Consider the following 23,878-nt stretch of genomic DNA (forward strand, 5'->3'; position numbering starts at 1 on the left):
CGTGGTGGCATGACAGCCATCGCAGCGGACGCCGGGCCGCAGTGGGTCAACGACCTGATGGACGCGCTGGGCGCGCCGGGCGCCGGTCTCGCCATCGCCCTGGAGAACCTGTTCCCGCCGCTGCCCAGCGAGGTGATCCTGCCGCTGGCCGGGTTCGCCGCGAGCAGCGGCCGGATGAGCCTGCTCGCCGTCCTGCTGTGGACGACGGCCGGCTCGGTGATCGGCGCGCTCGCGCTGTACGGGATCGGCGCGCTGCTCGGCCGCGACCGCACGGTGGCGATCGCCGGCCGGCTGCCGCTGGTGAAGGTCTCGGACATCGAGAAAACCGAGGCGTGGTTCCTCAAGCACGGCACCAAGGCCGTGTTCTTCGGCCGGATGATCCCGATCTTCCGCAGCCTGATCTCCGTGCCGGCGGGAGTGGAACGCATGCGTCTGCCGGTGTTCCTGGGCCTGACCACACTGGGCAGCGCCCTGTGGAACACGGCGTTCGTGCTCGCGGGCTACTTCCTCGGCGCGAACTGGCACCAGGTCTCGGACCTCGTCTCCGCCTACTCGAAGGTGGTCCTGGCCGTGGCGGCGGTGGCGGTGGCGGCGTTCATCGGCATCCGGCTGCTACGACGCCCCGAAGGGGCGCGGGGAACTGCGCGACAAGCCACAGCGCGCCCGCACCCGCTCGACGACCAGGACACCCGAGTCCTCAGGCGCCCTCAACTGCCCCCAGAAACTCCCGCAGAATCCGCTCCCCGGCCAGAACGCCCCGCTCGGGAAGCGCCCTGATCGCGGGTGCCGTGAAGCCCGTGTCGGCCAACTCCCCGTGCCCCGGCCGCCATCCCCGGTCGGCCGCGAGGAGCAGATCGGCATCGAGCAGGGAATCCCCCGCGGCGAGCGTGAGATCGGCCCCGGTACGCCGGGCCACCTCACGCATCGCCGCGCTCTTCGTGAGCGGCTTGGGAACGGCGTAGATCTTGCGGCCCTGCAGGGACACGGTCCAGCCTCGGTTCTCCGCCCACACCGCGAGTTCCTTCACCCAGTCCTCGTCGAGCAGCTCGCGCTCGACGACCAGGTAGGCGAAGAGGTCGTCGGCGACGCGGTGCTTGCGCACCCAGACCGGGTCGGCGGCCCTCAGCAGGTGTTCCTGCACCTCGGCGAGGGGCGCGCACTGGTCGGCCAGCCGTGCGGTCACCTGCGCGTGCCAGTCGGGGTCGGACACGCCGTCCACCAGCAGGTGGCCGCCGTTCGCGCAGATCGCGTACGTGGGCGCGGGCCCCGGCAGGTTGATGCGCAGGTACTGCTTGCGCGTCCGGGTGGTCGTGGGCACGAACACGGCGGCGTCGCCCAGGTCGGTGAGGAGCCGGGCCGCCGTCTCCGTCATGTACGACAGCGGTTTGCTCTCGTGCACCTCCACGCACAGCAGCCGGGGCGCCCGCGCGTCGGGCATGGTGAGGGCCAGGGCCGCGGCGGAGTAGATCAGGGTGCGGTCGAGGTCGCTGGCGACGAGTGCGGGCATCAGAGGGTCACCGCCTTGCCGTCGGCGCCGGTCGCGCCCCGGGTGTACTTGGGGTGGATCAACCCGACGCAGGTGTAGGGCAGTCGGTCGACCTCCTCGACGGGCACGCCGCGCTGCTCGGCCAGCAGGCGCACGTGGTCGAGGTCGCTGCCCGCTCCGGCACGCGCCAGGACCTTCCAGGGCACGCGGCGCAGCATGACCCGGGTGGTCTCGCCGACGCCGGGCTTGACGAGGTTCACGTCGTGGATGCCGTACTCCTCGCTGATGCGCTCGACGGCGGCCCAGCCCTCCCACGTGGGCGAGCGGTCGGCCGCGAGCAGTTCCTTGGCCTGGGCTCCGGCCGCGTCGGCGACTTCGGGGAAGCGGGCGGACACGGCGTCCAGGAAGGCCACCGAAACGTCGGTGGCGGCGAGTTCGCGGTAGAACTTCGCGCCGTGGAAGTCGTGCGGGCCGACCAGGTCGGCGCGCAGCACGGTCCGTGAGATCAGGCCGGAGACGGTGGAGTTGAGGCAGGCGGAGGGGATGAGGAAGTCCTCACGGGTGCCGTAGGTCCGCACGCAGGAACCCGGGTCGGCCAGGACCGCGATCTCGGGGCTGAAGCCGGTGATGCCGTCGGACTTCTCGAACTCCTCCAGGGCTTGGGCGAGTTCGCGGGTGATGGCGCCCTTGCCGGTCCAGCCGTCGACGAAGACGACGTCCCGGGGGTCGTGGTGCTCGGCGAGCCAGCGCAGGGCGTTGGCGTCGATGCCCCGGCCGCGGACGATGGACACGGCGTAGTGCGGCAGGTCGAGGCCGTGCCGGTGCTGGGCCCAGCGGCGCATGAGGATGCCGACGGGGGTGCCGGCGCGGGCCAGGGAGACCAGGACCGGGCGCGGGGACCGCTCGGCGAGGACCGTCTCCGTGACGACGCCGACGGCCTGGGCGATCCGGGCCGCCGAGTCCGCCAGCGCGGCGTGGAAGAGCTCCTGGTACTGCTCGCTCGGCTGGTACTCCACGGGCAGCGACTCGGCGTAGTGCGCGCCGCCGCTCTGGATCGCCTCCTCGCGCTCCTCGGTCGGCGCCTCCAGCGTCACGTCCGAGAGGTCCTGGAGCAGCCAGCCGACCTCCTCGGGCGCGTACGAGGAGAAGTCGGGGCCGCGGAGGGGCTCGGGCAGCATGCGGGGCCTTTCGGGGGCGTACGACGGTACGACGGCGAGGAGGACCTCGGGGGTGTGCGCGGCGAGCCGGGCGGGCAGGCCGTCGGGCGCGTGCAGCGCGGGGGTGTCGGCGGCCGAGTCGACCACCACGACGACGGCGTCGAATCCGGCGCCCGCGACGTTGTAGGCGTACCGCTCGCCGGGGCCGTCTGCGGGGTCGTCGTGGGCGGGGAAGGCGAGGCGGGTGCGTATCGCGTAGCCGGGGTCGTCGACGGCGAGGACGGGTGAGCGGGTGGTGGTCGAGTAACGGACCTCGAGGCCGGTGTCGCGCTCCAGCTCGCGGGCGAGCCTCAGCGGCGCGTACATCAGCTCTTCGAAGCCGAGGATGTGCACGCGGCGGGCGTGGTGGGGCAGGGCCTCGGCGATCCTGGCCGCCATCGCGGGCAGGGCGGCCTCCAGCCGGGCGCGCTGGGCGGGAGTGAAGCCGTGTCGCCCCCCGTCGGGGAGGCCGACGGGCCAGTGCAGGTCCACGCGGGTGACGTGGGGGGCGGTGCGGTCCTCGTCCGGGTGCGGGCCGGTGGGGGCTGTTCGCGCAGTTCCCCGCGCCCCTTGAGGGCGTGGCTGAGACGTCCCTTTCAGGGGCGCGGGGAACTGCGCGACCGGCCCCGACGGCGCGCCAGACGACGACTCGCCGACCGCCGCACCCTCCGCCTCGTACCGCGCCACCAGCTCCTGCCCCTTCTCCAGCACCCCCTCGGGCAACCGCACAGTCCCCCTGGCAGCCGTCACCAGATCGACCCGGGCTCCGATCTCCTCGGCGAAATCCGCGAGGCGACTCGCATCGGCGGCGGACCGCATGTCCACCAGCGCCACCACGACGTACCGCCCCCGCGGATACCGCCCCTGAAGATCACGGACAGTGTTCAGCACCGTGTTGCCCGTGGAGAACTCGTCATCGACCAGGACCAGCGGGCCGTCGCCCGCGAGCAGCGCGGGATCCTCCGGCAGCAGCAGGTGCGAGGTCGCGTGGGAGTGGGACTCCTCGAAGCCGCCGGCCGGGTCGAGACCGGCGACCGGGCGGCGGGTGGAGTGCAGGTACGGGGCGACGCCCAGCCCGTCGGCGACACAATGGCCGAGACCGGTCGCGGTCTCCGCGTAGCCGAGGACGACGGCCCTGCGGGCCTCCTTCTCGCCCAGCAGCTCACGCACCCGGCGGCCGAGCTCCCAGCCGTAGCCGTACACGACGGACGGCGACTGCGGTACGTGCTTGCCCAGCACGTTCGACACGAGCAGGTGGGCCCGCTTGGGGTTGCGGCGCAGCGCCAGCCCCAGCAGGCCGGTCAGCCCCTCGTCGCCGACGAGCTCGACGCCGAGCCGCTCGGCGACCCAGTCGCCGGACCAGACGCCGTCGTCCGCGTCGCGCACCTCAGGGCGCTCCCCCTGGTTCACTGCCTTCTCCGCCTTCTCCGCCTTCTCCATGAACCCTTCGACCCCCGGAAGCCTACGGTCAGCCGGGCAGGCCCGCGGCCAGCAGCTCCACGAAGCCGATGTCCTGGTTCGCCACGCCGAACACCTCGCCACGCAGCAGGGTCCGCTCGGCCCAGGCCCGGTGCGGCTTCACCTCGTTCATCTTGTTCGTGTACGCCGATCTCAGCACACCCCCGCCGCCGCGCTCGGGGCGCAGGATGTCCTCGGCGTCGGAGAACTCCTCGTGGCTGACGACCGACAGGGCGTGCACCGGCAGCACGTGCGAGGGGTGGATACAGGTCTTGCCCAGCAGGCCGTTGGCGTGGTCCAGGGAGATCTCCCTCAGCAGGCCGTCCATGGCGTGCTCGATCAGCTTCTCGCGCAGTTCGGCGGCCTGCACCTCCAGGAAGGGGCTCTGCCGCAGCAGCGGCTTGAACATGCGCTCCTGGACCCGGAAGTACTCCCACACCGGCCCGGTGACGGTGAAGCCGGTGCCGTCGGCGCGGCCCAGCATGTTCACCACGTCGGAGATGACGGAGGCGACGATCTGCACGTCGTAGGCCGTCATGTCGGGGCCTCGGCGCAGGCCGTAGGAGGAGCAGAAATCGGTCACGCCGAGGCGCAGGGCGAGGACGCGCTCGCGGTATTTGTCGACCGCGCGGGAGATGCCCTCCAGGGTCTCCATGCGCGACTCCCGGTAGAGCAGCTCCGGGGACTCCAGCACGGGCATGGCGAAAAGGCGACGGCCGCTTTCGGCCTCGGCGGTGGCCAGGGCCTCCAGGAAGGGGATGCCGCGTTCCTCGGTGAACTTGGGCAGGACGAATCCGGACAGCCGGCGGACGGCGGGGCCGAGGCGGCGCACCAGGTCGGGTATCTGCTCGGGGACGCGGACCCGGATGAAGAGCAGGGGCAGATCGTCGTCCGGGAGATCGTCGAGGGCCGTCAACTGGCGGACCAGGTTCTCCTCGCCGGGGCCGACGTCCGCGTCGTCGATCGAGTCCTCCAGGCACAGCACCATCGAGACCACGCCGCGCGCGGCCTGCTTGAGGACGTCGTCGGCCAGGCGCGGCCGGGTGGCGGGGCTGTACAGCGTGGCGCCCAGGGCGACCGAGAGCAGCCGGGCCGGGGAGTCCGGGGTGAAGGCGCACGGCTCGCGGAAGAAGAGACGCTTCCGCACCTCAGGGGCGACGTGCCCGAAATGACGCATAAGACTCCCCCGTGGTGATGATGCGGCCTGCGAATCGATGAAAGGTGGCCGGTAATAGTACGTAGATGTCCATGTCACAGGTTCCCATGAGGCATGAATTTCAGGTAACGCGGGCAATCACAGGCAGTACCCGGCCATGACGACCGTAGTCCGCGACGGCCGTCGGCGCCGCTCGGGTCCGCGGCCCCCGCGTTGTCGTGAGCAGGACCGAGAAGGCAGGATGACCGCATGACGCACGCGATGCTGAAGGGGTCGAACGTCCCTCTGGAAGCCACCACGGTGCGGGCCGTGCTGCGCTGGACACCCGGGCAGGGGGTTCCGGACGTCGACGCCTCCGCGCTGCTCCTCGGCCCCGACGGCCGTGTGCGCTCCGACGAGGACTTCGTCTTCTACAACCAGCCCCGGCACCCGGCCGGGAAGGTGTGGCGGCTCGGCAAGAAGCGGGTCACCGAGGGCCTCACCGACACGATCCAGACAGACCTCACCGGTGTCGAGTCGGAGGTCAGCCGGATTCTGCTGGTCGCATCGGCGGACGGCGTGACGTTCGACCGCGTACAGGCGCTGCGCATTCTGCTGTACGACGCGGCGGGCACCGGCGCCGAGGCACTGGCGTACTTCGACGTCAAGCCCGAGACGGGCGAGGAGACCGCGCTGATCTGCGGCGAGCTGTACCGGCGCGGCGAGGGCTGGAAGTTCCGGGCGCTGGGCGAGGGCTACTCGAACGGGCTGAAGGGGCTCGCGACCGACTTCGGTATCTCGGTGGACGAGTCGGAGGCCTTGGAGGAGCCGACCACCACGGTCCCCGCGCCTCCCACCACGAACACGCCCGCGCAGCAGACGACCGGCGGCCCCGCTCAGCAGACCTCCGAGGTCTCCGTGCCGCTGCCCCCGGAGCAGCCGAACGCGGTGCCCACGCAGCCCGGCTACGGGTATCCGCAGCAGCCGCCGGCCACGCAGCCCGCCTACGGCTACCCGCAGCCCACGAGCCGTCCCGCGTACGGCTACCCCCAGGCGCCGGCCGCGGCGGGCGCGGCGGCGGCGCAGACCGGTTACGGCTATCCGCCGGCGGCCACCACGGCCCCCGACCCGGACTTCCGCCTGCCCCCGCAGGGCCCGCAGTTCATCGGGCGCTAGCCGGACCCCGCCCCGGCGTTCTCCGGGGCTCACCGGTCAGCGGTCGACCTTCGTCTTGTAGCCCCGCCCCCACTGCAGTCCCCACCCGTACAGCCGGTCCAGTTCGGCCTGGAAGCCGTAGACGAACTTCGCCTCGCGGCGGACCACGATCTCGTCCTTCACCTTCTCGATCATGACGACGGCGCAGGAGCGGGCCTGCGGCTGGCGTTCGTCGAGGTGGATCTCGATCCGCGGGCCGCTGCTCGGATAGAGCGTGACGCTCGCGTGCGTACGGTCGAAGGCGGGCGTCTGGTCGTAGATGTAGACGAAGACCAGCAGCCGCTTGATGCTGTCGCGGTGGTCGAGGTTGATGTACATCGTCTCGCCCGACCCGGAGCCGAACCGGTCGTCGCCGCTGAGCTTGACATACGGCGGGGCGTTGACGTCGCCGTAGTAGCCGCCGAGGGGCTGGACGACGCCCTTGCTGCCGTCCTGGAGTTCGTAGAGGCAGCCGAGGTCGAGGTCGACGTTGACCATGCTCTGGCTGTGGCCGACGACCTCGGGGGGCTTGAGGGCCCGGAAGGGATGGCGCAGCAGGCTCTCGCGCTGGTTGCCGCCGATGTCGGACGTGCGCATCCGCCAGCTGAGGTTGACGCGCAGATGGCCGTTCGCGGCGTCCTGCTTGGTGAGCGATATCTGCGCGCGCCGCTTGGTCAGCTCGATCGCGTTCGTCGCCGCGTGGCCGGTGTCGAACTGCACATCGCCACGCCGGAGTCCGTCGAACAGGCCCATTCCGCCCCCACGTTCACTCGGGAGACCGCAGGTCACCGCCGTACCCACGGTCCATGAAGACCGGCGGGGCGGTCACCGAGGAGTCCTCGGTGACCGCCCCGCACAGAGCGTTCCTCGCGCGCAGGGGTGTCACACCCCGGACGAGACCTCAGTCTTCTCGTCCGAGCCGGCCTTTCCCTCGGCGGCCGCGAGCGCCTTGTTGCGGCGGACGGAGGACCAGAAGGAGGCGGCGATCAGGACGACGCCGATGAGGCCGGTGATGATCTCGTTGATCTGGTACTGGATGGTGACGAGCAGGAGCGCGGCGAGGGCGCCGATGGCGTAGTGCGCGCCGTGCTCCAGGTAGACGTAGTCGTCGAGGGTGCCCTGGCGGACCAGGTAGACGGTCAGCGACCGGACGTACATGGCGCCGATACCGAGGCCGAGCGCCATCAGCACGATGTCGTTGGTGATGGCGAAGGCGCCGATCACGCCGTCGAAGGAGAAGGACGCGTCCAGGACCTCGAGGTACAGGAACATGAAGAACGCGGCCTTGCCGGCCAGCTGGACCGCCGAGCGGGGCTTGCCGGTGCGCTCGGCCTCTTCCTCGGCCTCGTGCTCGCGCTCCTCCTCCTCTTCCAGCTTGTCCTCGAAGTAGCCGGAGAGTCCGCCGACGATCATGTAGGTGATCAGACCGGCGATGCCGGCGAGCAGGACGGTCTCCGCCTTGTCGACATGGGTGCCGCCGTGCTGGTGGGCGTGGGTGGCGACGGTCATCGAGGAAATCAGCAGGACGATCAGCGCGATGCAGACCGACAGCATGTCGACCTTGCCGAGCTTGGCCAGCGGGCGCTCCAGCCAGCCGAGCCACTTGATGTCCCGGTCCTCGAAGATGAAGTCCAGGAAGATCATCAGCAGGAACATGCCACCGAAGGCGGCGATCGACGGGTGGGCGTCGGTCACCAGCTGCTGGTAGCGGTCCTTGTCGTTCAGGGCGAGTTCGACGGCCTTGATCGGGCCCAGCTGGGCGCTGATCGCGACGATCACGACGGGGAAGACCAGCCGCATACCGAAGACGGCGATCAGGATGCCGATGGTGAGGAAGATCTTCTGCCAGAAGGCATTCATCTTCTTCAGGATCCCGGCGTTGACCACCGCGTTGTCGAAGGACAGCGAGATCTCGAGGACGGAGAGGATCGCGACGATGCCGAGCGCGGTCCACCCGCCGAACAGGACCGCCGCGACCAGGCCGAGCGCGGTGACCGCGAACGACCACCCGAAGGTTTTCAGAACCACTGGCTACCCAATCGTGTGTGTACGGGGCTCCCCCGCGCCGTACCCGGCTTTACGAACTTTTGAAGCCGAAGTCTAGTCGGACCCCCTCCGCACCCCTATGGGGCCCGGATTTTGCTCATAACGCGTTATGAGACGTTGACCCCGAAGTCCAGCGCGATACCGCGCAGGCCCGACGCGTACCCCTGCCCCACGGCCCTGAACTTCCATTCGCCCTGATAGCGATAGAGCTCCCCGAAGATCATCGCGGTCTCCGTGGAGGCGTCCTCGCTCAGGTCGTAGCGGGCGAGCTCCTGGCCGTCGGCCTGGTTGGCCACCCGGATGAAGGCGTTGCTGACCTGGCCGAAGGTCTGGCCCCGCTCGTCTGCCATGTGGATCGAGACGGGAAAGACGATCTTGTCGCACTGCGGCGGGACCTTGGAGAGGTCGATCAGGAGCGACTCGTCGTCGCCGTCGCCCTCGCCGGTGAGGTTGTCACCGGTGTGCTCGACCGAGCCGTCCGGGCTCTTGAGCTGGTTGTAGAAGACGAACCACTCGTCCCCGAGCACGCGTCCGCCGCCGCACATCAGGGCGCTGGCGTCGAGGTCGAAGGGTGCTCCGGTGGTGGAGCGCGCGTCCCAGCCGAGTCCGACCATCACCTGGGTGAGGTTCGGTGCGGCCTTGGACAGGGAGACGTTGCCCCCTTTGGCGAGCGTGACGCCCATGTTGCTGTCCCTCCCCTTGGGGCCACCGGCCCGATGGTGTTACCGAGGTGGTCCTGCGCGTCCGGCGCCGCACGTAAACCGTGCGGCGCCGGACGAGAAGACCTTCGGGCCCCGGTCTCAGGGCCCTGCGGATGGTCGGTTCAGACGTTCACACCGAAGTCCTGCGCGATGCCGCGCAGGCCCGAGGCGTAGCCCTGGCCGATGGCGCGGAACTTCCACTCCGCGCCGTGCCGGTAGAGCTCACCGAAGACCATGGCCGTCTCGGTGGAGGCGTCCTCGCTCAGGTCGTACCGGGCGATCTCGGCGCCGCCCGCCTGGTTCACGACGCGGATGAACGCGTTGCGCACCTGGCCGAAGGACTGCTGGCGGGTCTCGGCGTCGTAGATCGAGACCGGGAAGACGATCTTCTCCACGTCGGCCGGGACACCGGCGAGGTCGACCTTGATCTGCTCGTCGTCGCCCTCGCCCTCACCGGTGAGGTTGTCACCGGTGTGCTCGACCGAGCCGTCGGGGCTCTTGAGGTTGTTGAAGAAGATGAAGTGCTGGTCGTTGCCGACCTTGCCGGAGTTGTTCAGCAGCAGCGCGCTGGCGTCCAGGTCGAAGTCCGTGCCGGTCGTGGTGCGGACGTCCCACCCCAGACCGATGATGACCGCGGTCAGACCGGGCGCCTCCTTGCTCAGCGATACGTTGCCGCCCTTGCTGAGGCTGACTCCCACGAGTCCTCCATTGGTGTCCAGGGGCGGGATGCCCCATTGTGCTCGGATGTCGGATCAACGAGTCGATCCTAGTGACGGGTTCCCGCCGCTCGCAGGCCCTGAAGCCGAGAAATCAGCGGGTGTCGGACGTGTGCCGCCCGACCGGCGTCACAGGGAGTCGAGCGCCTTCACGTAGTCGTTGAGGTCGCGTGCGTCGGGCAGGCCGTTGACGACGGTCCACCGCACGACGCCCTCCTTGTCGATGACGAAGGTGCCGCGCACCGCGCAGCCCTTGTCCTCGTCGAAGACGCCGTAGGCGCGCGAGACGTTGCCGTGCGGCCAGAAGTCCGACAGCAGCGGGTACTCCAGGTTCTCCTGCTCGGCGAAGACGCGCAGGGTGTGGATGGAGTCGTTGGAGACGGCGAGCAGCTCGGTGTCGCGGTCGGAGAACTGCGGCAGGTGGTCGCGCAGCTCGCACAGCTCGCCGGTGCACACGCCGGTGAAGGCGAAGGGGTAGAAGAGCAGCACCACGTTCTTCCGGCCCCGGAAGTCGGACAGCCGGACGGTCGCACCGTGGTTGTCCTTGAGCTCGAAGTCGGGGGCCTTCTCGCCGGCCTGGATCGCCATCGCTGTGGGTGTCCCTTCGTGGGGCTTTTCGGGTGAGACCACCCTACGCAGACACCGGCACAGGCCGATGGGCGGGCCGACCGACGCCGACCCGCCCCGCCGTACGACTAACGCTTGGACTTGGCGGCCTTCGGCGTCGCCAGCCGGCTGCCGCTCCAGTCCTTGCCGACACTGACGCTCTTGGACGCCGTCAGACCCGCCGTGGTGGCGGATTCCGAGATGTCGCTCGGCTCCACGTACCCCGAACGGCCGGTCTTCGGCGTCAGGAGCAGGATCGCGCCGCCCTCTTCGATGTACGTGGTGGCATCCACCAGCGCATCCGTCAGGTCGCCGTCGTCGTCACGGAACCACAGCACAACGGCATCGGCCACGTCGTCGTAGTCCTCGTCCACCAGGTCGGCCTCGATGATGCCCTCGATGGCCTTGCGGAGCTCCTGGTCCACGTCGTCGTCGTAGCCGATCTCCTGGACCACCTGCCCGGGCTGGAACCCCAGCCTGGCGGCAGGGTTCGTCCGCTCCTCCGCGTGGTCCGCGGTCGCGCTCACGGGTTGCCTCCTGATCATGTCTTGGGAATAACTCAGCCACGCGCGTGCGCGAAGCATTGGCCGTAGTCCACACGGGCGGGGCGGATCGCGCAAGTACCCGGCCCTTCAGACCGCCGAAACGGTGACGATCCTGGCGGTGTCACCGCAACTTCAGGCACACCATCATGGTCCGAGGTGACGCACACCACACCTTTCTGCCCCGTTTGGGCGTTTGGGAATCGTGTGTGGGTACGAGACTCGAAGGTATTCGCCCCATACGTCACGGAGTCGATCTCACGTCTGGGTTACCGCTCGGTAGAGATGACGTTTCCCCGCCCTGAGGTGGACCATGGACAGCGGCGCGCCCCCCAGCGACGACGCCCCGGCGACGACAGCGAAACAGCGGCCCTCGCAGGCCCTCTGACAGGTAAGGAACAGCGTGGCTTCCGCATCCGATCGCAACCCGATCATCATTGGCGGCCTTCCGAGTCAGGTTCCTGACTTCGATCCCGAAGAGACCCAGGAATGGCTCGACTCACTCGACGCCGCCGTCGACGAACGCGGCCGGGAGCGGGCCCGCTACCTGATGCTGCGCCTGATCGAGCGGGCCCGCGAGAAGCGTGTGGCCGTGCCCGAGATGCGCAGCACGGACTACGTGAACACCATCCCGACCAAGAGCGAGCCGTTCTTCCCGGGCAACGAGGACATCGAGCGCAAGGTCCTCAACGCCACCCGGTGGAACGCCGCGGTGATGGTCTCCCGGGCTCAGCGCCCGGGCATCGGTGTCGGCGGCCACATCGCCACGTTCGCGTCCTCCGCGTCCCTCTACGACGTCGGCTTCAACCACTTCTTCCGCGGCAAGGACGACGGCCTCGGCGGCGACCAGGTCTTCTTCCAGGGGCACGCCTCGCCGGGCATCTACGCCCGCGCCTTCCTGCTGGACCGGCTCAGCGAGCAGCACCTGGACGGCTTCCGCCAGGAGAAGTCCAAGGCCCCGCACGCGCTGTCGTCGTACCCGCACCCGCGGTCGATGCCGGACTTCTGGGAGTTCCCGACGGTGTCGATGGGCCTCGGCCCGATCGGTGCGATCTACCAGGCGCGGATGAACCGCTACATGGAGGCGCGCGGGATCGCCGACACCTCCAAGTCGCACGTCTGGGCGTTCCTCGGCGACGGCGAGATGGACGAACCGGAGTCGCTGGGACAGCTGTCCATCGCCGCCCGCGAGGGCCTGGACAACCTCACGTTCGTCGTCAACTGCAACCTGCAGCGACTCGACGGCCCGGTGCGCGGCAACGGCAAGGTCATCCAGGAGCTGGAGTCGATCTTCCGCGGCGCCGGCTGGAACGTGATCAAGCTGGTCTGGGACCGCAGCTGGGACCCGCTGCTCGCCCAGGACCGCGACGGCGTGCTGGTCAACCGGATGAACACCACGCCGGACGGGCAGTTCCAGACGTACGCCACGGAGACCGGCGCGTACATCCGCGACCACTTCTTCGGTGACGACCACCGGCTGCGCGCGATGGTCGAGGGCATGACCGACGACCAGATCCTGCACCTGGGACGCGGCGGTCACGACCACCGGAAGATCTTCGCGGCGTACAAGGCGGCCGTGGAGCACAAGGGCCAGCCCACGGTGATCCTCGCCAAGACGATCAAGGGCTGGACGCTGGGCCCGAACTTCGAGGGCCGTAACGCCACGCACCAGATGAAGAAGCTGACGGTCGACGACCTCAAGCGCTTCCGCGACCGTCTGCACCTGCCGATCCCGGACAAGGAGCTGGAGTCCGGCGTGCCGCCGTACTACCACCCGGGCCGGGACTCGGAGGAGATCCAGTACATGCACGACCGCCGCAAGGGTCTCGGCGGGTACGTGCCCACGCGCGTGGTGCGCTCCAAGCCGCTGGCGCTCCCCGAGGACAAGACGTACGCGACCGTGAAGAAGGGCTCGGGCCAGCAGTCCATCGCGACGACCATGGCCTTCGTCCGGCTCCTCAAGGACCTCATGCGGGACAATGAGATCGGCAAGCGGTTCGTGCTGATCGCGCCGGACGAGTACCGCACGTTCGGCATGGACTCGTTCTTCCCGAGTGCGAAGATCTACAACCCGCTCGGCCAGCAGTACGAGTCGGTCGACCGCGACCTGCTGCTCGCCTACAAGGAGGCGCCGAACGGCCAGATGCTGCACGACGGCATCTCGGAGGCGGGCTGCACGGCGTCGCTGATCGCAGCCGGCTCGGCCTACGCGACGCACGGCGAGCCGCTCATCCCGGTCTACGTCTTCTACTCGATGTTCGGTTTCCAGCGCACCGGCGACCAGTTCTGGCAGATGGCCGACCAGCTGGCGCGCGGTTTCGTCCTGGGCGCGACCGCCGGCCGTACGACCCTGACCGGTGAGGGCCTCCAGCACGCGGACGGCCACTCCCAGCTGCTGGCGTCCACGAACCCGGGCTGTGTGGCGTACGACCCGGCGTTCGGCTTCGAGATCGCCCACATCGTCAAGGACGGACTGCGCCGGATGTACGGCGGCTCCGAGGAGCACCCGCACGGCGAGGACGTCTTCTACTACCTGACCGTCTACAACGAGCCGATCCAGCACCCCGCCGAGCCCGAGAACGTGGACGTCGACGGCATCCTCAAGGGCCTCTACCGGTTCAGCGAGGGCACGGCCGGCTCGATCCCGGCGCAGATCCTGGCCTCCGGTGTCGCGCTCCCCTGGGCGATCGAGGCGCAGAAGATCCTGGCCGAGGACTGGAACGTCAAGGCGGACGTCTGGTCGGCGACCTCCTGGAACGAGCTGCGGCGCGAGGCCGTGGCCTGCGAGGAGCACAACCTGCTGCACCCCGAGGAGGAGCAGCGGGTGCCGTATGTGACCCGCAAGCTCGCGGACGCGCAGGGCCCGGTCGTGGCCGTGTCCGACTGGATGCGTGCGGTTCCGGACCAGATCGCGCGCTGGGTGCCGCAGACGTACCAGTCGCTCGGCGCCGACGGCTTCGGGTTCGCCGACACGCGGGGTGCGGCCCGGCGGTTCTTCCACATCGACGCGCAGTCGATCGTGGTGGGCGTGCTGACCGAGCTGGCGCGCGAGGGCAAGGTCGACCGCTCCGTGCTCAAGCAGGCCATCGACCGGTACCAGCTGCTCGACGTGACGGCCGCCGACCCGGGGGCCGCGGGCGGCGACGCGTAGGGAGATCGAGGGTCACATTCGTGGGGCGGCACCCGAGGGGTGCCGCCTCACGCGTTTCCTACCATGCTTCCATGACCCTCCCGAGGACCGCCTCGACTTTGGCCCGTTGGGAACGGCGCACCCAGGGCCCGCTGCTGGCGCTGGCCGTGCTCTTCGCGATCGCCTACGCCATACCGATCGTGGCCCCAAGGGCTCCGCAGGACCTGCTCACCGCATGCCATGTCACCAACTGGGTGGTGTGGGCCGCTTTCGCCGCCGACTATCTGGTCCGCCTGTGGCTGGCCGAGGACCGGCTGCGGTTCGTACGCGGCAATCCGCTGGCCCTGCTGGCCGTGGTGCTGCCCCTGGCGCAGCCGCTGCGGCTGCTGAAGCTGGTGTCGATGCTGTTCCTCGCCGGGCAGCGGGCCCGGATGGCGTCGCAGGTGAGGGTCACCACGTACGTCGCGGGGTCGTGCCTGGGACTGCTCGTGTTCGGTGCGCTGGCCGTGCTGGAGGTGGAACGGGACGAACCCGGTGCCTCCATCCACACCCTGGGGGACGCGGTCTGGTGGGCGTTCACCACGATGACCACCGTGGGGTACGGGGACATGGCGCCGACCACCGGGCTGGGCCGGATGCTGGCGGTCGGGCTGATGCTGTCCGGGATCGCACTGCTCGGTGTGGTGACGGCGAACATCGCCGCCTGGTTCATCGCGCGCTTCGAGAAGGACGACGTCGAGGAGCGGCGGCAGACCGAGGCGATCCGGGAGCTGACCGAGGAGGTCCGGGCGCTGCGGGGGGAGTTGGCGGAACTCAAGAGGACCGCGGTGGAGCGATGAGAGGGCCCCCGGCCGAGCGGCCGGGGGCTCTTCCCACATTCCTCACCCGGGTCAGAACATGCCGATGCCCGGTGTGGCCGCTCCGGACAGCCAGATGATGGCCAGGAGCGTGTCGATGGCGCCCAGAACCAGGGCGACGACGGCCGCGGTGGGGCGTGAGCCCGACCACGCACGGCCCATGGCGAGCCAGCCGCAGACCATCGCGGCGGGACCGAGGACGATCCCCAGCACGAAGAAGCCCGCGACGGCGCAGATGACTCCGATGAGTCCGAGCGTCGCGCGATCCGTCCCGGCCCGTGACCACGTCCGGCCACGTGAGCGGGGGTGCCTGCGCGTACCGTGTCCGAAGCTCGCCATCATCGACTCCCGTGAACCCTCGATCGGTTGGGGTTTTCTTCGGGTATGACATGGCGGGTACCCCGTCGGTGCGCGTTAATCCCGCTGCCTGCGCGCCACCCCCCTCCGGCAGCGCGCCGCAGCGTCCATCCTCCATGCCCTGCGGAGGACTTGACCCACTGTGACCTGCGGCACGTGCCGGAGGGGAGGGTTCGGCGGCCCTGTTCACCCTGATGAGGGAACGGACCGCCGGGGACCGTCAGATGTGCGCCGCGCCCGCGCCGGCTTCCGCGTTCTCACCGCGCTTGGTGAGGAGGGCGACGAACACGGCGACGGCCGCCACGCCCGCGGCGGTCAGGGAGGCCAGGCTCATGCCGTCGATGAACGTGGTGTGCGCGACCTCGGTGATCTTGGCGGCGATCTGCTCGGGCGTGCCCGGGGGGACCGGGGCGCCGCCCTGCTGGACCGCCAGCGTGGCCTGTTCGGACTGGGCCGGAGTGAGCGGCGGCAGCCCGGCATCGGCCCAGTTGCCGGCGAACTCGCTGTCGACCTTGGACGCCATGACCGCGCCCAGCACGGCCGTACCGAGGCTGCCACCGATCTGCATGGCTGCCTGCTGAAGGCCGCCCGCGACACCCGACAGTTCCATCGGGGCGTTGCCGACGATGACTTCGGTGGCGCCGACCATGACCGGTGCGAGGCCGAGGCCGAGCAGGGCGAACCAGACGGACATGACGCCACTGCCCGTGTGCGCGTCCAGCGTGGACATGCCGTACATGGCGATCGCCGTGCACGCCATGCCGCCCGCCAGCGGGATGCGCGGGCCGAGCTTGGTGATCATCACACCGGCGAGCGGGGAGCCGACGATCATCATGCCGGTGAGCGGCAGCAGGTGCAGACCGGCGTCGATCGGGCTCATCCCGTGCACGTTCTGGAGGTAGAACGTCACGAAGAACAGGCCGCCCATGAAGGCGATGGCCATCAGGACCATGAGGACGACTCCCGCCGACAGCGGGACGGAGCGGAACAGCGCCAGCGGGATCAGCGGCTCCTTGACCTTCGTCTCCCAGACGGCGAAGAGTCCGAAGCCGACGAGCGAAGCGATGATGAACGCCCAGGTCTTCAGGTCACCCCAGCCCCATTCGGGCGCCTTGATCAATGCCCAGACGAGGCAGAACATCGCGCCGGACAGCAGGGCGATGCCCAGGACGTCGAAGGAGCGCGGGGCGTTCTCGGCGCGGTGGTCCAGCAGGATCAACACGCCGAGAACGAGGGCGAGGACGCCGACCGGCACGTTGATGAAGAACACCGACTGCCAGTTGACGTGCTCGACGAGCACGCCGCCGAGGATCGGGCCGCCCGCGGTGGACGCGCCGATGACCATGCCCCAGATACCGATGGCCATGTTCAGCTTCTCGGCCGGGAAGGTGGCCCGCAGCAGACCGAGCGCGGCCGGCATCAGCAGCGCGCCGAACAGGCCCTGGAAGACGCGGAAGACGATGACCGCCGTGATGCCCTTGGACAGCCCGATGGCGGCCGAGGAGGCGGCGAAGCCCGCGACACCGATGAGGAACGTCTGCCGGTGACCGAAACGGTCACCGAGCTTGCCGGCGGTGATCAGCGAGACGGCGAGGGCCAGGAAGTAGGCGTTGGTGATCCACTGGAGATCCGACCATGAGGCCCCCAGGTCCTTGCCGATCGCCGGGTTGGCTATGGCCACGATGGTGCCGTCGAGGGCCACCATCATGACCCCCACAGCGACGGTGATGAGGGTGAGCCAGGGGTGCCCTCGCAGCCCCTTGCCCGGCGTCGCGTCCGACGGGCCCGCCGGTTCCGCGCCCCCCGACCCCGTCTTGTCGATGGTGGTCTGACTAGTCATACCGGGAGGCTAGTGTCAGCGACTGACAGTTGACAAACAGATTCACCGGCCGGCCGGCCACACGGCATCCCCGTATAGCCTGAACTGGGCAAACACTTCGGACGGGAGGCCTGACTTGAACCTGCGCGAACGCAAGAAACAGCGCACCCGGGACGCTCTGCTGCGGGCGGCGCTGAACCTGTTCGCCACGCGCGGGTACGAGGAGACGACCGTCGACGACATCGCGGCCGCCGTGGACGTCTCGCAGCGCACCTTCTTCCGCTACTTCGCCGGCAAGGAGGAGACGGCGTTCTTCGTGCCGCGCCTCGCGGAGACGCTCGTCGTCGAGGCCCTGCGCACCCGCCCGCCGGACGAGGCGCCGCTGGAGGCGCTGCGCCGGTCCGTACTGGAGAGCTGGGACGCCATCAACGAGGCCGTCGTGGAACTCGTGCCGCTCGAGCTCCACGTGCGCGTCTACCGGGTGATCGAGTCGACGCCCGCGCTGCTCGCCGCCCACCTGCGGCGGTCGGCGGAGCTGGAGGAGCAGCTCGCGTGCATCATCGCCGAGCGCGAGGGGCTCGACGTGGACCTGGACCCCCGGCCGAGGATCGTCGTCGCGCTCTTCAGCGGGGTGATTCGCGTCACCGAACGGTTGTGGTCCGCGGGGGACGACGTCACCCTCGACGGAATGCGCGAACTCACCACGACATACCTGGATCAGGTGGGTCCCGCACTGGCCGGGAACTGGCGTGCGGAGCGGTCCCCTTAACAGATCCACCGAAACGTGATCCCGGTCACTTGGTTAACGCGAGACCCTCTCGTTCTCCTAGTGTGTCCTTTCAGTGACTTCCTTCGACACCTCCCCGCAGCTGAACGTCTGGCGCGCACTGCTCGCTCTGGCCGTCGTGTTCGTGATGCTGGCGACCACCGGCTGGACCGCCCTGCGCAACCAGCGGGGCGACACGCCGCTCCAAGCCTCGCTCTCCGCCTGGGAGCAGGGCCGGATCGGCGGGCACCGGCTGCCGGACCCGCAGTCCGAGCCGGCGAAGCTGGCCCGCTTCTTCTCCTCGCTCACCGAGCAGGACCGTTCGACCCTGGTCCGCACGTACCCGCTCGCGGTGGGCAACATGAACGGCGCGCCGGTCGAGCTGCGCTACCGCGCCAACCACCTCGCGCTCGCCAAGGCGCGCAAGGTCGAGCGGGAACGCATGCACGACAAGCGCCTCACCGCGGCCGGGCAGCAGGAGGCGGGCCGCAGGATGCACCGCTTCGGGGACCTCATGGAGCCGGGCCGGCACATCCTGGCCTTCGACCCGGAGGGTTCGGGCCGGGTGGCGGAGGTCTTCGGCGATCTGCGCAGGGCGGAGCGGGTCTCGGTCGTCGTCCCCGGCGTCGACACCGACCTGCTGACCTTCCAGCGCACCCAGCGCAAGTACTCCGCCCCCGTCGGCATGGCCTCGTCCCTGTACGCGGCCGAGCGGCAGGTGAGCCCGTCGACCCGGACGGCCGTGATCGCCTGGGCCGACTACACGGCGCCGAGCGGTCTCGGCATCGACTCGGCCACGGCGATGCGCGCCGAGGAGGGCGCGGTAAGGCTCAACGCGCTGGTGCGGGCACTGCCGGGCGGTTCGCCGGTCTCGCTGTTCTGCCACAGCTACGGTTCCGTGGTGTGCGGTGTCGCCGCGCACTCGCTGCCGGGCCGGGTGTCCGACATCGCGGTGGCCGGCAGCCCCGGCATGCGCGTCGAGAAGGCCGCCCAGCTGCGCACCACCGCCCGGGTGTGGGCGATGCGCGACTCCGACGACTGGATCCAGGACGTGCCCTACCTGGAGGTCGGCGGACTGGGCCACGGGGCCGATCCGGTGTCCGCGGGCTTCGGCGCGCGGGTGCTGTCGGCGGCGGGCGCGAAGGGTCACGCGGGCTACTTCGAGCCCGGAACGGCAAGTCTGTTCAATTTCGCAGAGATCGGCGTCGGCGCATACCGCTCGGTGCACTGCGCGCACGAAGACGGCGTCTGCCGTACCGGTATGTCCGGCACGGCAGCGGCCTGACGCGCGTAGAGGCGAAGAAATTGCGGTCTGCTCGGGAGGGGGACGGAGGAGCGCGTGCCGCATACGATGAGCCGCATGGGTGACGTACTGGCCGGATTGCATGCCGCCTGGGAGTTCGAGTCCGACTCCGTGCTCATCCGCTACGAACGGGGGATTCGAACACCGAAGCTCTTCCAGGCCCTCGGGGAACGGCGCGTGCCCCTGGAGGCGATCGCAGGGGTGACCCTGACCCGCGGGAAGCGCGGCACGGTCGTGCTGCGTGTCGAGCCGCGCCCCGGGGCGGACCCGCTGATGGAGGCGGCCGCCGGGCAGTTGAAAGAGAACGTCGATCCCTACCGGCTGGTGCTGCCCGCCGAGCGCGAGGTCCTCGCGGAGTACTACGCCGACGAACTGCGGGGCCTGCTGACGGAGTCCGGGCCCGCCGAGCGGTTCCTCGTGCAGCCGCCCGAGGGGCCGCTGTCGTTCAAGGCGTACGACGGGAAGGCGACCTTCGACGGACGGACCGTGAACTTCCGGTGGTTCTGGACGGGGGCGTCGTCGGCGAAGTGGAAGGCCGGCGACCAGACTTTCTCCGTCGGAGAGCTGAACGGGGTGGAGTGGCGGTCGCCGGAGGTGTTCGAGGGGCATTTGCGGCTTCTGCGCCGGGATACGGCGGTGGCGGCGCCGAGCCAGGCCGATCTGGATCCCGCCGCGGTGGTGTTCGGGCTGGGGTACGGCCCCGTGCACGAGTCGCTGCCGTTCGCTGCCGCGGTGCTGGCGGCGGTGCGGACGTCGAGTCCGGTGGCCGCCGTGCCCGCGCCGCGGCGTGATCCTGCGGACATCGCCGAGCGCATTCGTCACCTGGGCGAGTTGCATCAGGCCGGGTTGGTGACGGATGAGGAGTTTTCGGTCAAAAAGGCGGAGTTGTTGGCGGAGCTTTAGCGTCTGCGGGGTGCTGCGCGCCGGCGCGTGCGGGTCGTGTGTGGCCGGTAGCGCAGTTCCCCGCGCCCCTGAGGGCGCGCCCCTGAGGGCGCCTCGCTACTCGCGGCCCGCCGACGTGAACGTCATGTCCGCGTACCGCGTGCCCGCCACCTGGGCCGCTATGCCGTCCAGGAGGTCCAGTTCCTCGTCCGTCAGGACGATCCTGGTCGCCGCCGTGTTCTCCTCCAGCCTGCCGGGCTTGCGGGTGCCCGGGATCGGGACGACCGGGAGGTCGTGGATCGTCGCCTGCTGCTGGACCCAGGCCAGGGCGATCTGGCCCAGGGTCGCGTCATGGGCCTTCGCCACCGACCGGATCAGCTCCAGCAGCGTCGCGTTCGCCGTGGCGTTGTCGCCCGTGAAGCGGGGCTGCTGACGGCGGAAGTCACCGGCGGTCAGGTCCTGGTCGGCGTCGGTGAAGGAGCCGGTGAGGAAACCCCGGCCGAGCGGTGAGTACGCGACGAGGGCCACGCCCAGTTCACGGGCCGCGGGGACCACGTGCGTCTCGATGTCACGGCTGAACAGCGACCACTCCGACTGCACGGCGGCGATGGGGTGGACGGCGTGGGCGGCCCGCAGTTCTCCGGCCGTGACCTCGCTCAGGCCCAGATGCTTGACCTTGCCCTCGCGGACCAGGTCGGCCATCGTGCCGACGCTCTCCTCGATCGGCACGTTCACATCGCGCCGGTGCATGTAGTAGAGGTCGATGGCCTCGACGTCCAGGCGCTGCAGACTCGCCTCGACGGCCTGGCGGATGTAGGGCGGGTCGTTGCGGACGACGCGGCGCGTGGGGTCGTCCGGGGGGATCGACAGGGCGAACTTGGTGGCGATCACGACCTCGTCGCGGTGGGCCTTGAAGAACGGCGCGAGGAACCGCTCGTTCTCACCGGCACCGTACGCGTCGGCCGTGTCGTAGAGGGTGACGCCCAGTTCGAGCGCCCGCTCCAGCGTGGCCCGGGACGCGCCCGCGTCCGCGGGACCGTAGCCGAAGCTCATGCCCATGCAGCCCAGGCCCTGGACGCTCACCTCGGGACCGTGGTCGCCGAGCTTCGCGGTCGTGATCCTGCCGTCCGTCATCGGGACCTCTCCGACGCCAGGGCACGCCCGGCGTCCGCGTAGAAACTGATCTTCCGGTCGAGCACGGCGAGTGTGCCCCGGAGTTCGTCGATCCTGGCCAGGACGTCCTCACGGGTCGTCTTCAGCAGCTCGAAGCGCTCGCCGTAGGTGTGGTCGCCCTCGCGCACCAGTTCCGCGTACCGCACCATGTCCGCGACCGGCATGCCCGTCAGCCGGAGCTTGCCGACCAGGTCGAGCCAGTCGAGGTCGCGGTTGGTGTAGCGGCGCTGGCCGGTGTGGGACCGGTCGATGTGCGGCATCAGGCCGATGCGCTCGTACCAGCGCAGGGTGTGAGCCGTCAGGCCGGTCAGGGCGACGACCTCGCTGATCGTGTAGCGGTCCTGGCCGTCCGGGCGCCGGTTCTGCTGCGGCGGCCCGGCACAGGTGTCGGTCGCGGTCGCCGTGGTCTCCATCACCGTCATGGCCCCCACGCTAAAACCCTGGAGTGCACTCCAAGCAAGCGCCGAGGGTAAGAAATCGGCAGGACCTTTCCGGATGCGGCTGGTTAGCGTACGGACTCATGAGTGCTGTACGTCGCGCCCTGCCCGAAGACGCCGAAGAGGTCCTGCGGCTGCGCCAAGTCATGATCGACTCGGTGTTCGCCTCCGATCCCTCCATCGCCTGGCACGGGGAGTCGCTCCCTGCCCTGAGGGCCGAACTGGGCGATCCGGACGGGGACTTCGCGGCGTTCGTCGTGGACCACCCGGAGCGGCCGGGGGCACTGGCCTGCCTGGTGGCCGGGACGATCGACTACCGCATCGGCAAGGCGGGCGACCCCCTGGGCATGGTGGGCTTCGTGTTCAGCGTCGCCACCGACCCGGACGCCCGGCGCCGGGGCTACGCGCGGGCGTGCACGTCGACGCTGCTGGAGTGGTTCCGCGGACGCGGTGTCCGGCGCGTGCAGCTCACCGCCTCCCCGGAGGCCGAGCCGCTGTACATCTCCCTCGGGTTCCGGCCCAAGCCCAACCCCTTGCTGGAACTCACGCTCTGAGCGCATAGGCTCGCACGCATGTCGCTGAAGAGCCTCGCCTTGATCGAGAACTGGCCGGTTCCCACCGCCGCGGCGGGTGCCGTACGAGCGGACGGCACCGTCCTCGGCACCCACGGACCGGCCGGGCAGCGGTTCCCGCTCGCGTCGGTGACCAAGCCGCTGGCCGCCTACGCGGTACTCGTCGCGTACGAGGAGGGCGCCATCGAGTTCGACGAGCCCGCGGGCCCCGCCGGGTCGACGGTCCGGCACCTGCTCGCGCACACCTCGGGCCTCGCCTTCGACGAGCACAAGGTCACAGCCGCGCCCGGGGAGCGGCGGCTGTACTCCAACGCCGGCTTCGAGCAGTTGGGCGACCACGTCACGGAGGCCACCGACATCCCGTTCGCGGAGTACCTGCGGCAGGCCGTGCTGGAACCGCTGGGCATGAGCTCGACGACCCTGGAGGGCTCTCCGGCCAAGGACGGCGTGTCGACGGTGGAGGACCTGCTGCGGTTCGCGGCCGAGGTGCAGGCACCGCGGCTGCTGGATCCGCGTACGGTCGCCGAGGCGATGACCGTGCAGTATCCGGGCACCAAGGGCGTCCTGCCGGGGTACGGCCACCAGAACCCCAACGACTGGGGGCTCGGCTTCGAGATCCGCGACTCCAAGTCGCCGCACTGGACTGGCGCGTCGTCCTCGCCGCGCACTTTCGGGCATTTCGGGCAGTCGGGTACGTTCCTGTGGGTCGACCCGGTCGCGGGAGCGGCCTGCGTGGCGCTCACGGACCGGGCGTTCGGGCCGTGGGCGACCGAGGCGTGGCCGCCCTTCACGGACGCGGTGCTGGCAGAGCTCTAGAACGGCGGGCCCGGGCCCTCAGCCCATCTCCCAGACCAGCAGCTCCGCGTCGCTCAGGCCCTCGGTCTCCAGGCCCTTGGCGTCCGTGATCCGGGCCGCGTCTCCGGCCCCCAGTTCCTCGCCGTCCAGGCGAACGTCGCCGCGCACGACGTGGACGTACGCGTACGGCCCGTCCGGCACCGCCGTCCGCTCCCCCGCCCCCAGGCGCCGCACGTGCAGCATCGCGCCGGCCTCCGGGACGGCGTAGGGCGTGGAGTCGGCGATGCCGTGGACGACCTCGTAGGACGGGTCACCGCCGGGACTGAGGGGGGCCAGCCACATCTGGATGAAGGTCAGGGGCCCGGGGCCGTCGTTGCGCTCCACGTGCCGCACCCCGCCCGCCGAGCTGAGCCGCTGCACGTCCCCGTGGCGTACCACCGACTCGTGCCCGGTGGAGTCCCGGTGGGTCAGCTCGCCCTCCACCACCCAGGTCACGATCTCGGTGTGGCTGTGCGGATGCTCGTCGAAGCCGGCCCCGGGCGCCAGCCGCTCCTCGTTGCACGCGAGCACCGCGCCGAAACGGAGGTTGTCCGGGTCGTAGTGGGGCCCGAAGGAGAAGGCGTGCCACGTCTCGATCCCTGCGGTCGCGTCCCCTCCGGGGTAGCGCTCGTGCGCGCGCCTGACGTCCATCACGGGGTCCACCGTAG

The 23,878-nt window shown here is 70.0% G+C and carries 23 protein-coding genes; 9 read left to right on the forward strand and 14 right to left on the reverse strand.

The genetic code is table 11. The annotated features are described in order from the left end of the window. The first annotated feature begins 9 nt into the window (after positions 1-9). Positions 10-777 carry a DedA family protein gene (locus ADK65_RS22470; RefSeq protein WP_053672139.1) on the forward strand — a complete coding sequence of 256 codons (768 nt, stop codon included), beginning with the start codon at positions 10-12 and terminating at the stop codon, positions 775-777. Here ADK65_RS22470 and ADK65_RS22475 read toward each other — a convergent pair. The 3 genes from ADK65_RS22475 to ADK65_RS22485 are packed head-to-tail and all read right to left on the reverse strand — an operon-like array spanning position 698 to position 5,317. Then, positions 698-1,507, reverse strand: coding sequence for a hypothetical protein (locus ADK65_RS22475; protein ID WP_053672140.1), 810 nt, complete (start codon positions 1,505-1,507; stop codon positions 698-700). The genes ADK65_RS22470 and ADK65_RS22475 overlap by 80 nt on opposite strands. Next, a complete protein-coding gene (locus tag ADK65_RS22480; protein WP_107092348.1) occupies positions 1,507-4,122 on the reverse strand; it encodes a phosphoribosyltransferase in 2,616 nt (871 codons plus the stop codon). The genes ADK65_RS22475 and ADK65_RS22480 overlap by 1 nt, the downstream gene beginning before the upstream one ends. A gap of 28 nt (positions 4,123-4,150) precedes the next feature. Then, positions 4,151-5,317, reverse strand: a complete 1,167-nt coding sequence (locus ADK65_RS22485) for an HpcH/HpaI aldolase/citrate lyase family protein (RefSeq protein ID WP_053672141.1) — start codon at positions 5,315-5,317, stop codon at positions 4,151-4,153. Positions 5,318-5,545: 228 nt separating this feature from the next. Between ADK65_RS22485 and ADK65_RS22490 the strand changes: the two genes are divergently transcribed. After that, entirely contained in the window at positions 5,546-6,451 is a 906-nt protein-coding gene (locus tag ADK65_RS22490) for a TerD family protein (RefSeq protein ID WP_053672142.1), read from the forward strand. Positions 6,452-6,487: 36 nt separating this feature from the next. Here the strand turns inward: ADK65_RS22490 and ADK65_RS22495 are convergent, their stop codons facing one another. The 6 genes from ADK65_RS22495 to ADK65_RS22520 all read right to left on the reverse strand — a co-directional run bounded on the left by ADK65_RS22495 (position 6,488) and on the right by ADK65_RS22520 (position 11,065). Beyond that, positions 6,488-7,222: a TerD family protein gene (locus ADK65_RS22495; RefSeq protein ID WP_053672143.1), complete on the reverse strand. Its 735-nt coding sequence runs from the start codon at positions 7,220-7,222 to the stop codon at positions 6,488-6,490. A gap of 129 nt (positions 7,223-7,351) precedes the next feature. Then, positions 7,352-8,497 carry a DUF475 domain-containing protein gene (locus ADK65_RS22500; protein ID WP_053672144.1) on the reverse strand — a complete coding sequence of 382 codons (1,146 nt, stop codon included), beginning with the start codon at positions 8,495-8,497 and terminating at the stop codon, positions 7,352-7,354. Positions 8,498-8,622: 125 nt separating this feature from the next. Then, on the reverse strand, positions 8,623-9,198 hold the full coding sequence (locus ADK65_RS22505) for a TerD family protein (RefSeq protein ID WP_053672145.1): 576 nt from the start codon (positions 9,196-9,198) through the stop codon (positions 8,623-8,625). A 140-nt stretch (positions 9,199-9,338) separates the two neighbouring features. Beyond that, positions 9,339-9,914 (reverse strand): TerD family protein, encoded by a 576-nt coding sequence (locus ADK65_RS22510; protein WP_053672146.1) that lies wholly within the window; start codon positions 9,912-9,914, stop codon positions 9,339-9,341. 147 nt (positions 9,915-10,061) lie between these two features. Next, the gene (locus ADK65_RS22515; protein ID WP_053672147.1) at positions 10,062-10,520 is read right to left on the reverse strand and encodes a peroxiredoxin; all 459 of its coding nucleotides are present in this window, start codon (positions 10,518-10,520) and stop codon (positions 10,062-10,064) included. A 107-nt stretch (positions 10,521-10,627) separates the two neighbouring features. Further along, positions 10,628-11,065: a DUF3052 domain-containing protein gene (locus tag ADK65_RS22520; RefSeq protein ID WP_053672148.1), complete on the reverse strand. Its 438-nt coding sequence runs from the start codon at positions 11,063-11,065 to the stop codon at positions 10,628-10,630. A gap of 418 nt (positions 11,066-11,483) precedes the next feature. On the opposite strand from ADK65_RS22520, the gene aceE reads away from it, so the two are divergent. Further along, positions 11,484-14,231 (forward strand): pyruvate dehydrogenase (acetyl-transferring), homodimeric type, encoded by a 2,748-nt coding sequence (aceE, locus tag ADK65_RS22525; RefSeq protein WP_053672149.1) that lies wholly within the window; start codon positions 11,484-11,486, stop codon positions 14,229-14,231. 71 nt (positions 14,232-14,302) lie between these two features. After that, on the forward strand, positions 14,303-15,049 hold the full coding sequence (locus ADK65_RS22530; RefSeq protein ID WP_053672150.1) for a potassium channel family protein: 747 nt from the start codon (positions 14,303-14,305) through the stop codon (positions 15,047-15,049). Between the two features lie 51 nt (positions 15,050-15,100). On the opposite strand, the gene ADK65_RS22535 is transcribed toward ADK65_RS22530, so the two are convergent. Then, positions 15,101-15,409: a small hydrophobic protein gene (locus tag ADK65_RS22535; protein ID WP_053672151.1), complete on the reverse strand. Its 309-nt coding sequence runs from the start codon at positions 15,407-15,409 to the stop codon at positions 15,101-15,103. A 235-nt stretch (positions 15,410-15,644) separates the two neighbouring features. Continuing rightward, entirely contained in the window at positions 15,645-17,264 is a 1,620-nt protein-coding gene (locus ADK65_RS22540) for an MFS transporter (protein WP_053672152.1), read from the reverse strand. Positions 17,265-17,379: 115 nt separating this feature from the next. Here ADK65_RS22540 and ADK65_RS22545 point away from each other — a divergent pair, with 115 nt between their 5' ends. The 3 genes from ADK65_RS22545 to ADK65_RS22555 all read left to right on the forward strand — a co-directional run bounded on the left by ADK65_RS22545 (position 17,380) and on the right by ADK65_RS22555 (position 20,215). Next, the gene (locus tag ADK65_RS22545) at positions 17,380-18,012 is read left to right on the forward strand and encodes a TetR family transcriptional regulator (RefSeq protein ID WP_234352928.1); all 633 of its coding nucleotides are present in this window, start codon (positions 17,380-17,382) and stop codon (positions 18,010-18,012) included. A gap of 73 nt (positions 18,013-18,085) precedes the next feature. After that, complete coding sequence (locus ADK65_RS22550) at positions 18,086-19,294, forward strand: alpha/beta hydrolase (protein ID WP_053672154.1); 1,209 nt, start codon at positions 18,086-18,088, stop codon at positions 19,292-19,294. 66 nt (positions 19,295-19,360) lie between these two features. After that, positions 19,361-20,215 (forward strand): DUF4429 domain-containing protein, encoded by an 855-nt coding sequence (locus ADK65_RS22555; protein WP_053672272.1) that lies wholly within the window; start codon positions 19,361-19,363, stop codon positions 20,213-20,215. Positions 20,216-20,311: 96 nt separating this feature from the next. On the opposite strand, the gene ADK65_RS22560 is transcribed toward ADK65_RS22555, so the two are convergent. Both ADK65_RS22560 and ADK65_RS22565 read right to left on the reverse strand, forming a co-directional pair. After that, complete coding sequence (locus tag ADK65_RS22560; RefSeq protein WP_053672155.1) at positions 20,312-21,328, reverse strand: aldo/keto reductase; 1,017 nt, start codon at positions 21,326-21,328, stop codon at positions 20,312-20,314. After that, positions 21,325-21,789: a MerR family transcriptional regulator gene (locus ADK65_RS22565; protein ID WP_053672156.1), complete on the reverse strand. Its 465-nt coding sequence runs from the start codon at positions 21,787-21,789 to the stop codon at positions 21,325-21,327. The genes ADK65_RS22560 and ADK65_RS22565 overlap by 4 nt, the downstream gene beginning before the upstream one ends. Positions 21,790-21,887: 98 nt before the next feature. On the opposite strand from ADK65_RS22565, the gene ADK65_RS22570 reads away from it, so the two are divergent. Continuing rightward, the gene (locus ADK65_RS22570; protein ID WP_053672157.1) at positions 21,888-22,358 is read left to right on the forward strand and encodes a GNAT family N-acetyltransferase; all 471 of its coding nucleotides are present in this window, start codon (positions 21,888-21,890) and stop codon (positions 22,356-22,358) included. Between the two features lie 18 nt (positions 22,359-22,376). Further along, complete coding sequence (locus ADK65_RS22575; protein WP_053672158.1) at positions 22,377-23,192, forward strand: serine hydrolase domain-containing protein; 816 nt, start codon at positions 22,377-22,379, stop codon at positions 23,190-23,192. Between the two features lie 18 nt (positions 23,193-23,210). Here ADK65_RS22575 and ADK65_RS22580 read toward each other — a convergent pair whose 3' ends face one another. Next, complete coding sequence (locus ADK65_RS22580) at positions 23,211-23,864, reverse strand: pirin family protein (protein WP_053672273.1); 654 nt, start codon at positions 23,862-23,864, stop codon at positions 23,211-23,213. Positions 23,865-23,878 lie beyond the last annotated feature (14 nt).

Origin of the sequence: Streptomyces sp. NRRL B-1140 (assembly GCF_001280065.1) — a bacterium.
In the GTDB taxonomy this organism is placed as follows: Bacteria; Actinomycetota; Actinomycetes; order Streptomycetales; family Streptomycetaceae; genus Streptomyces.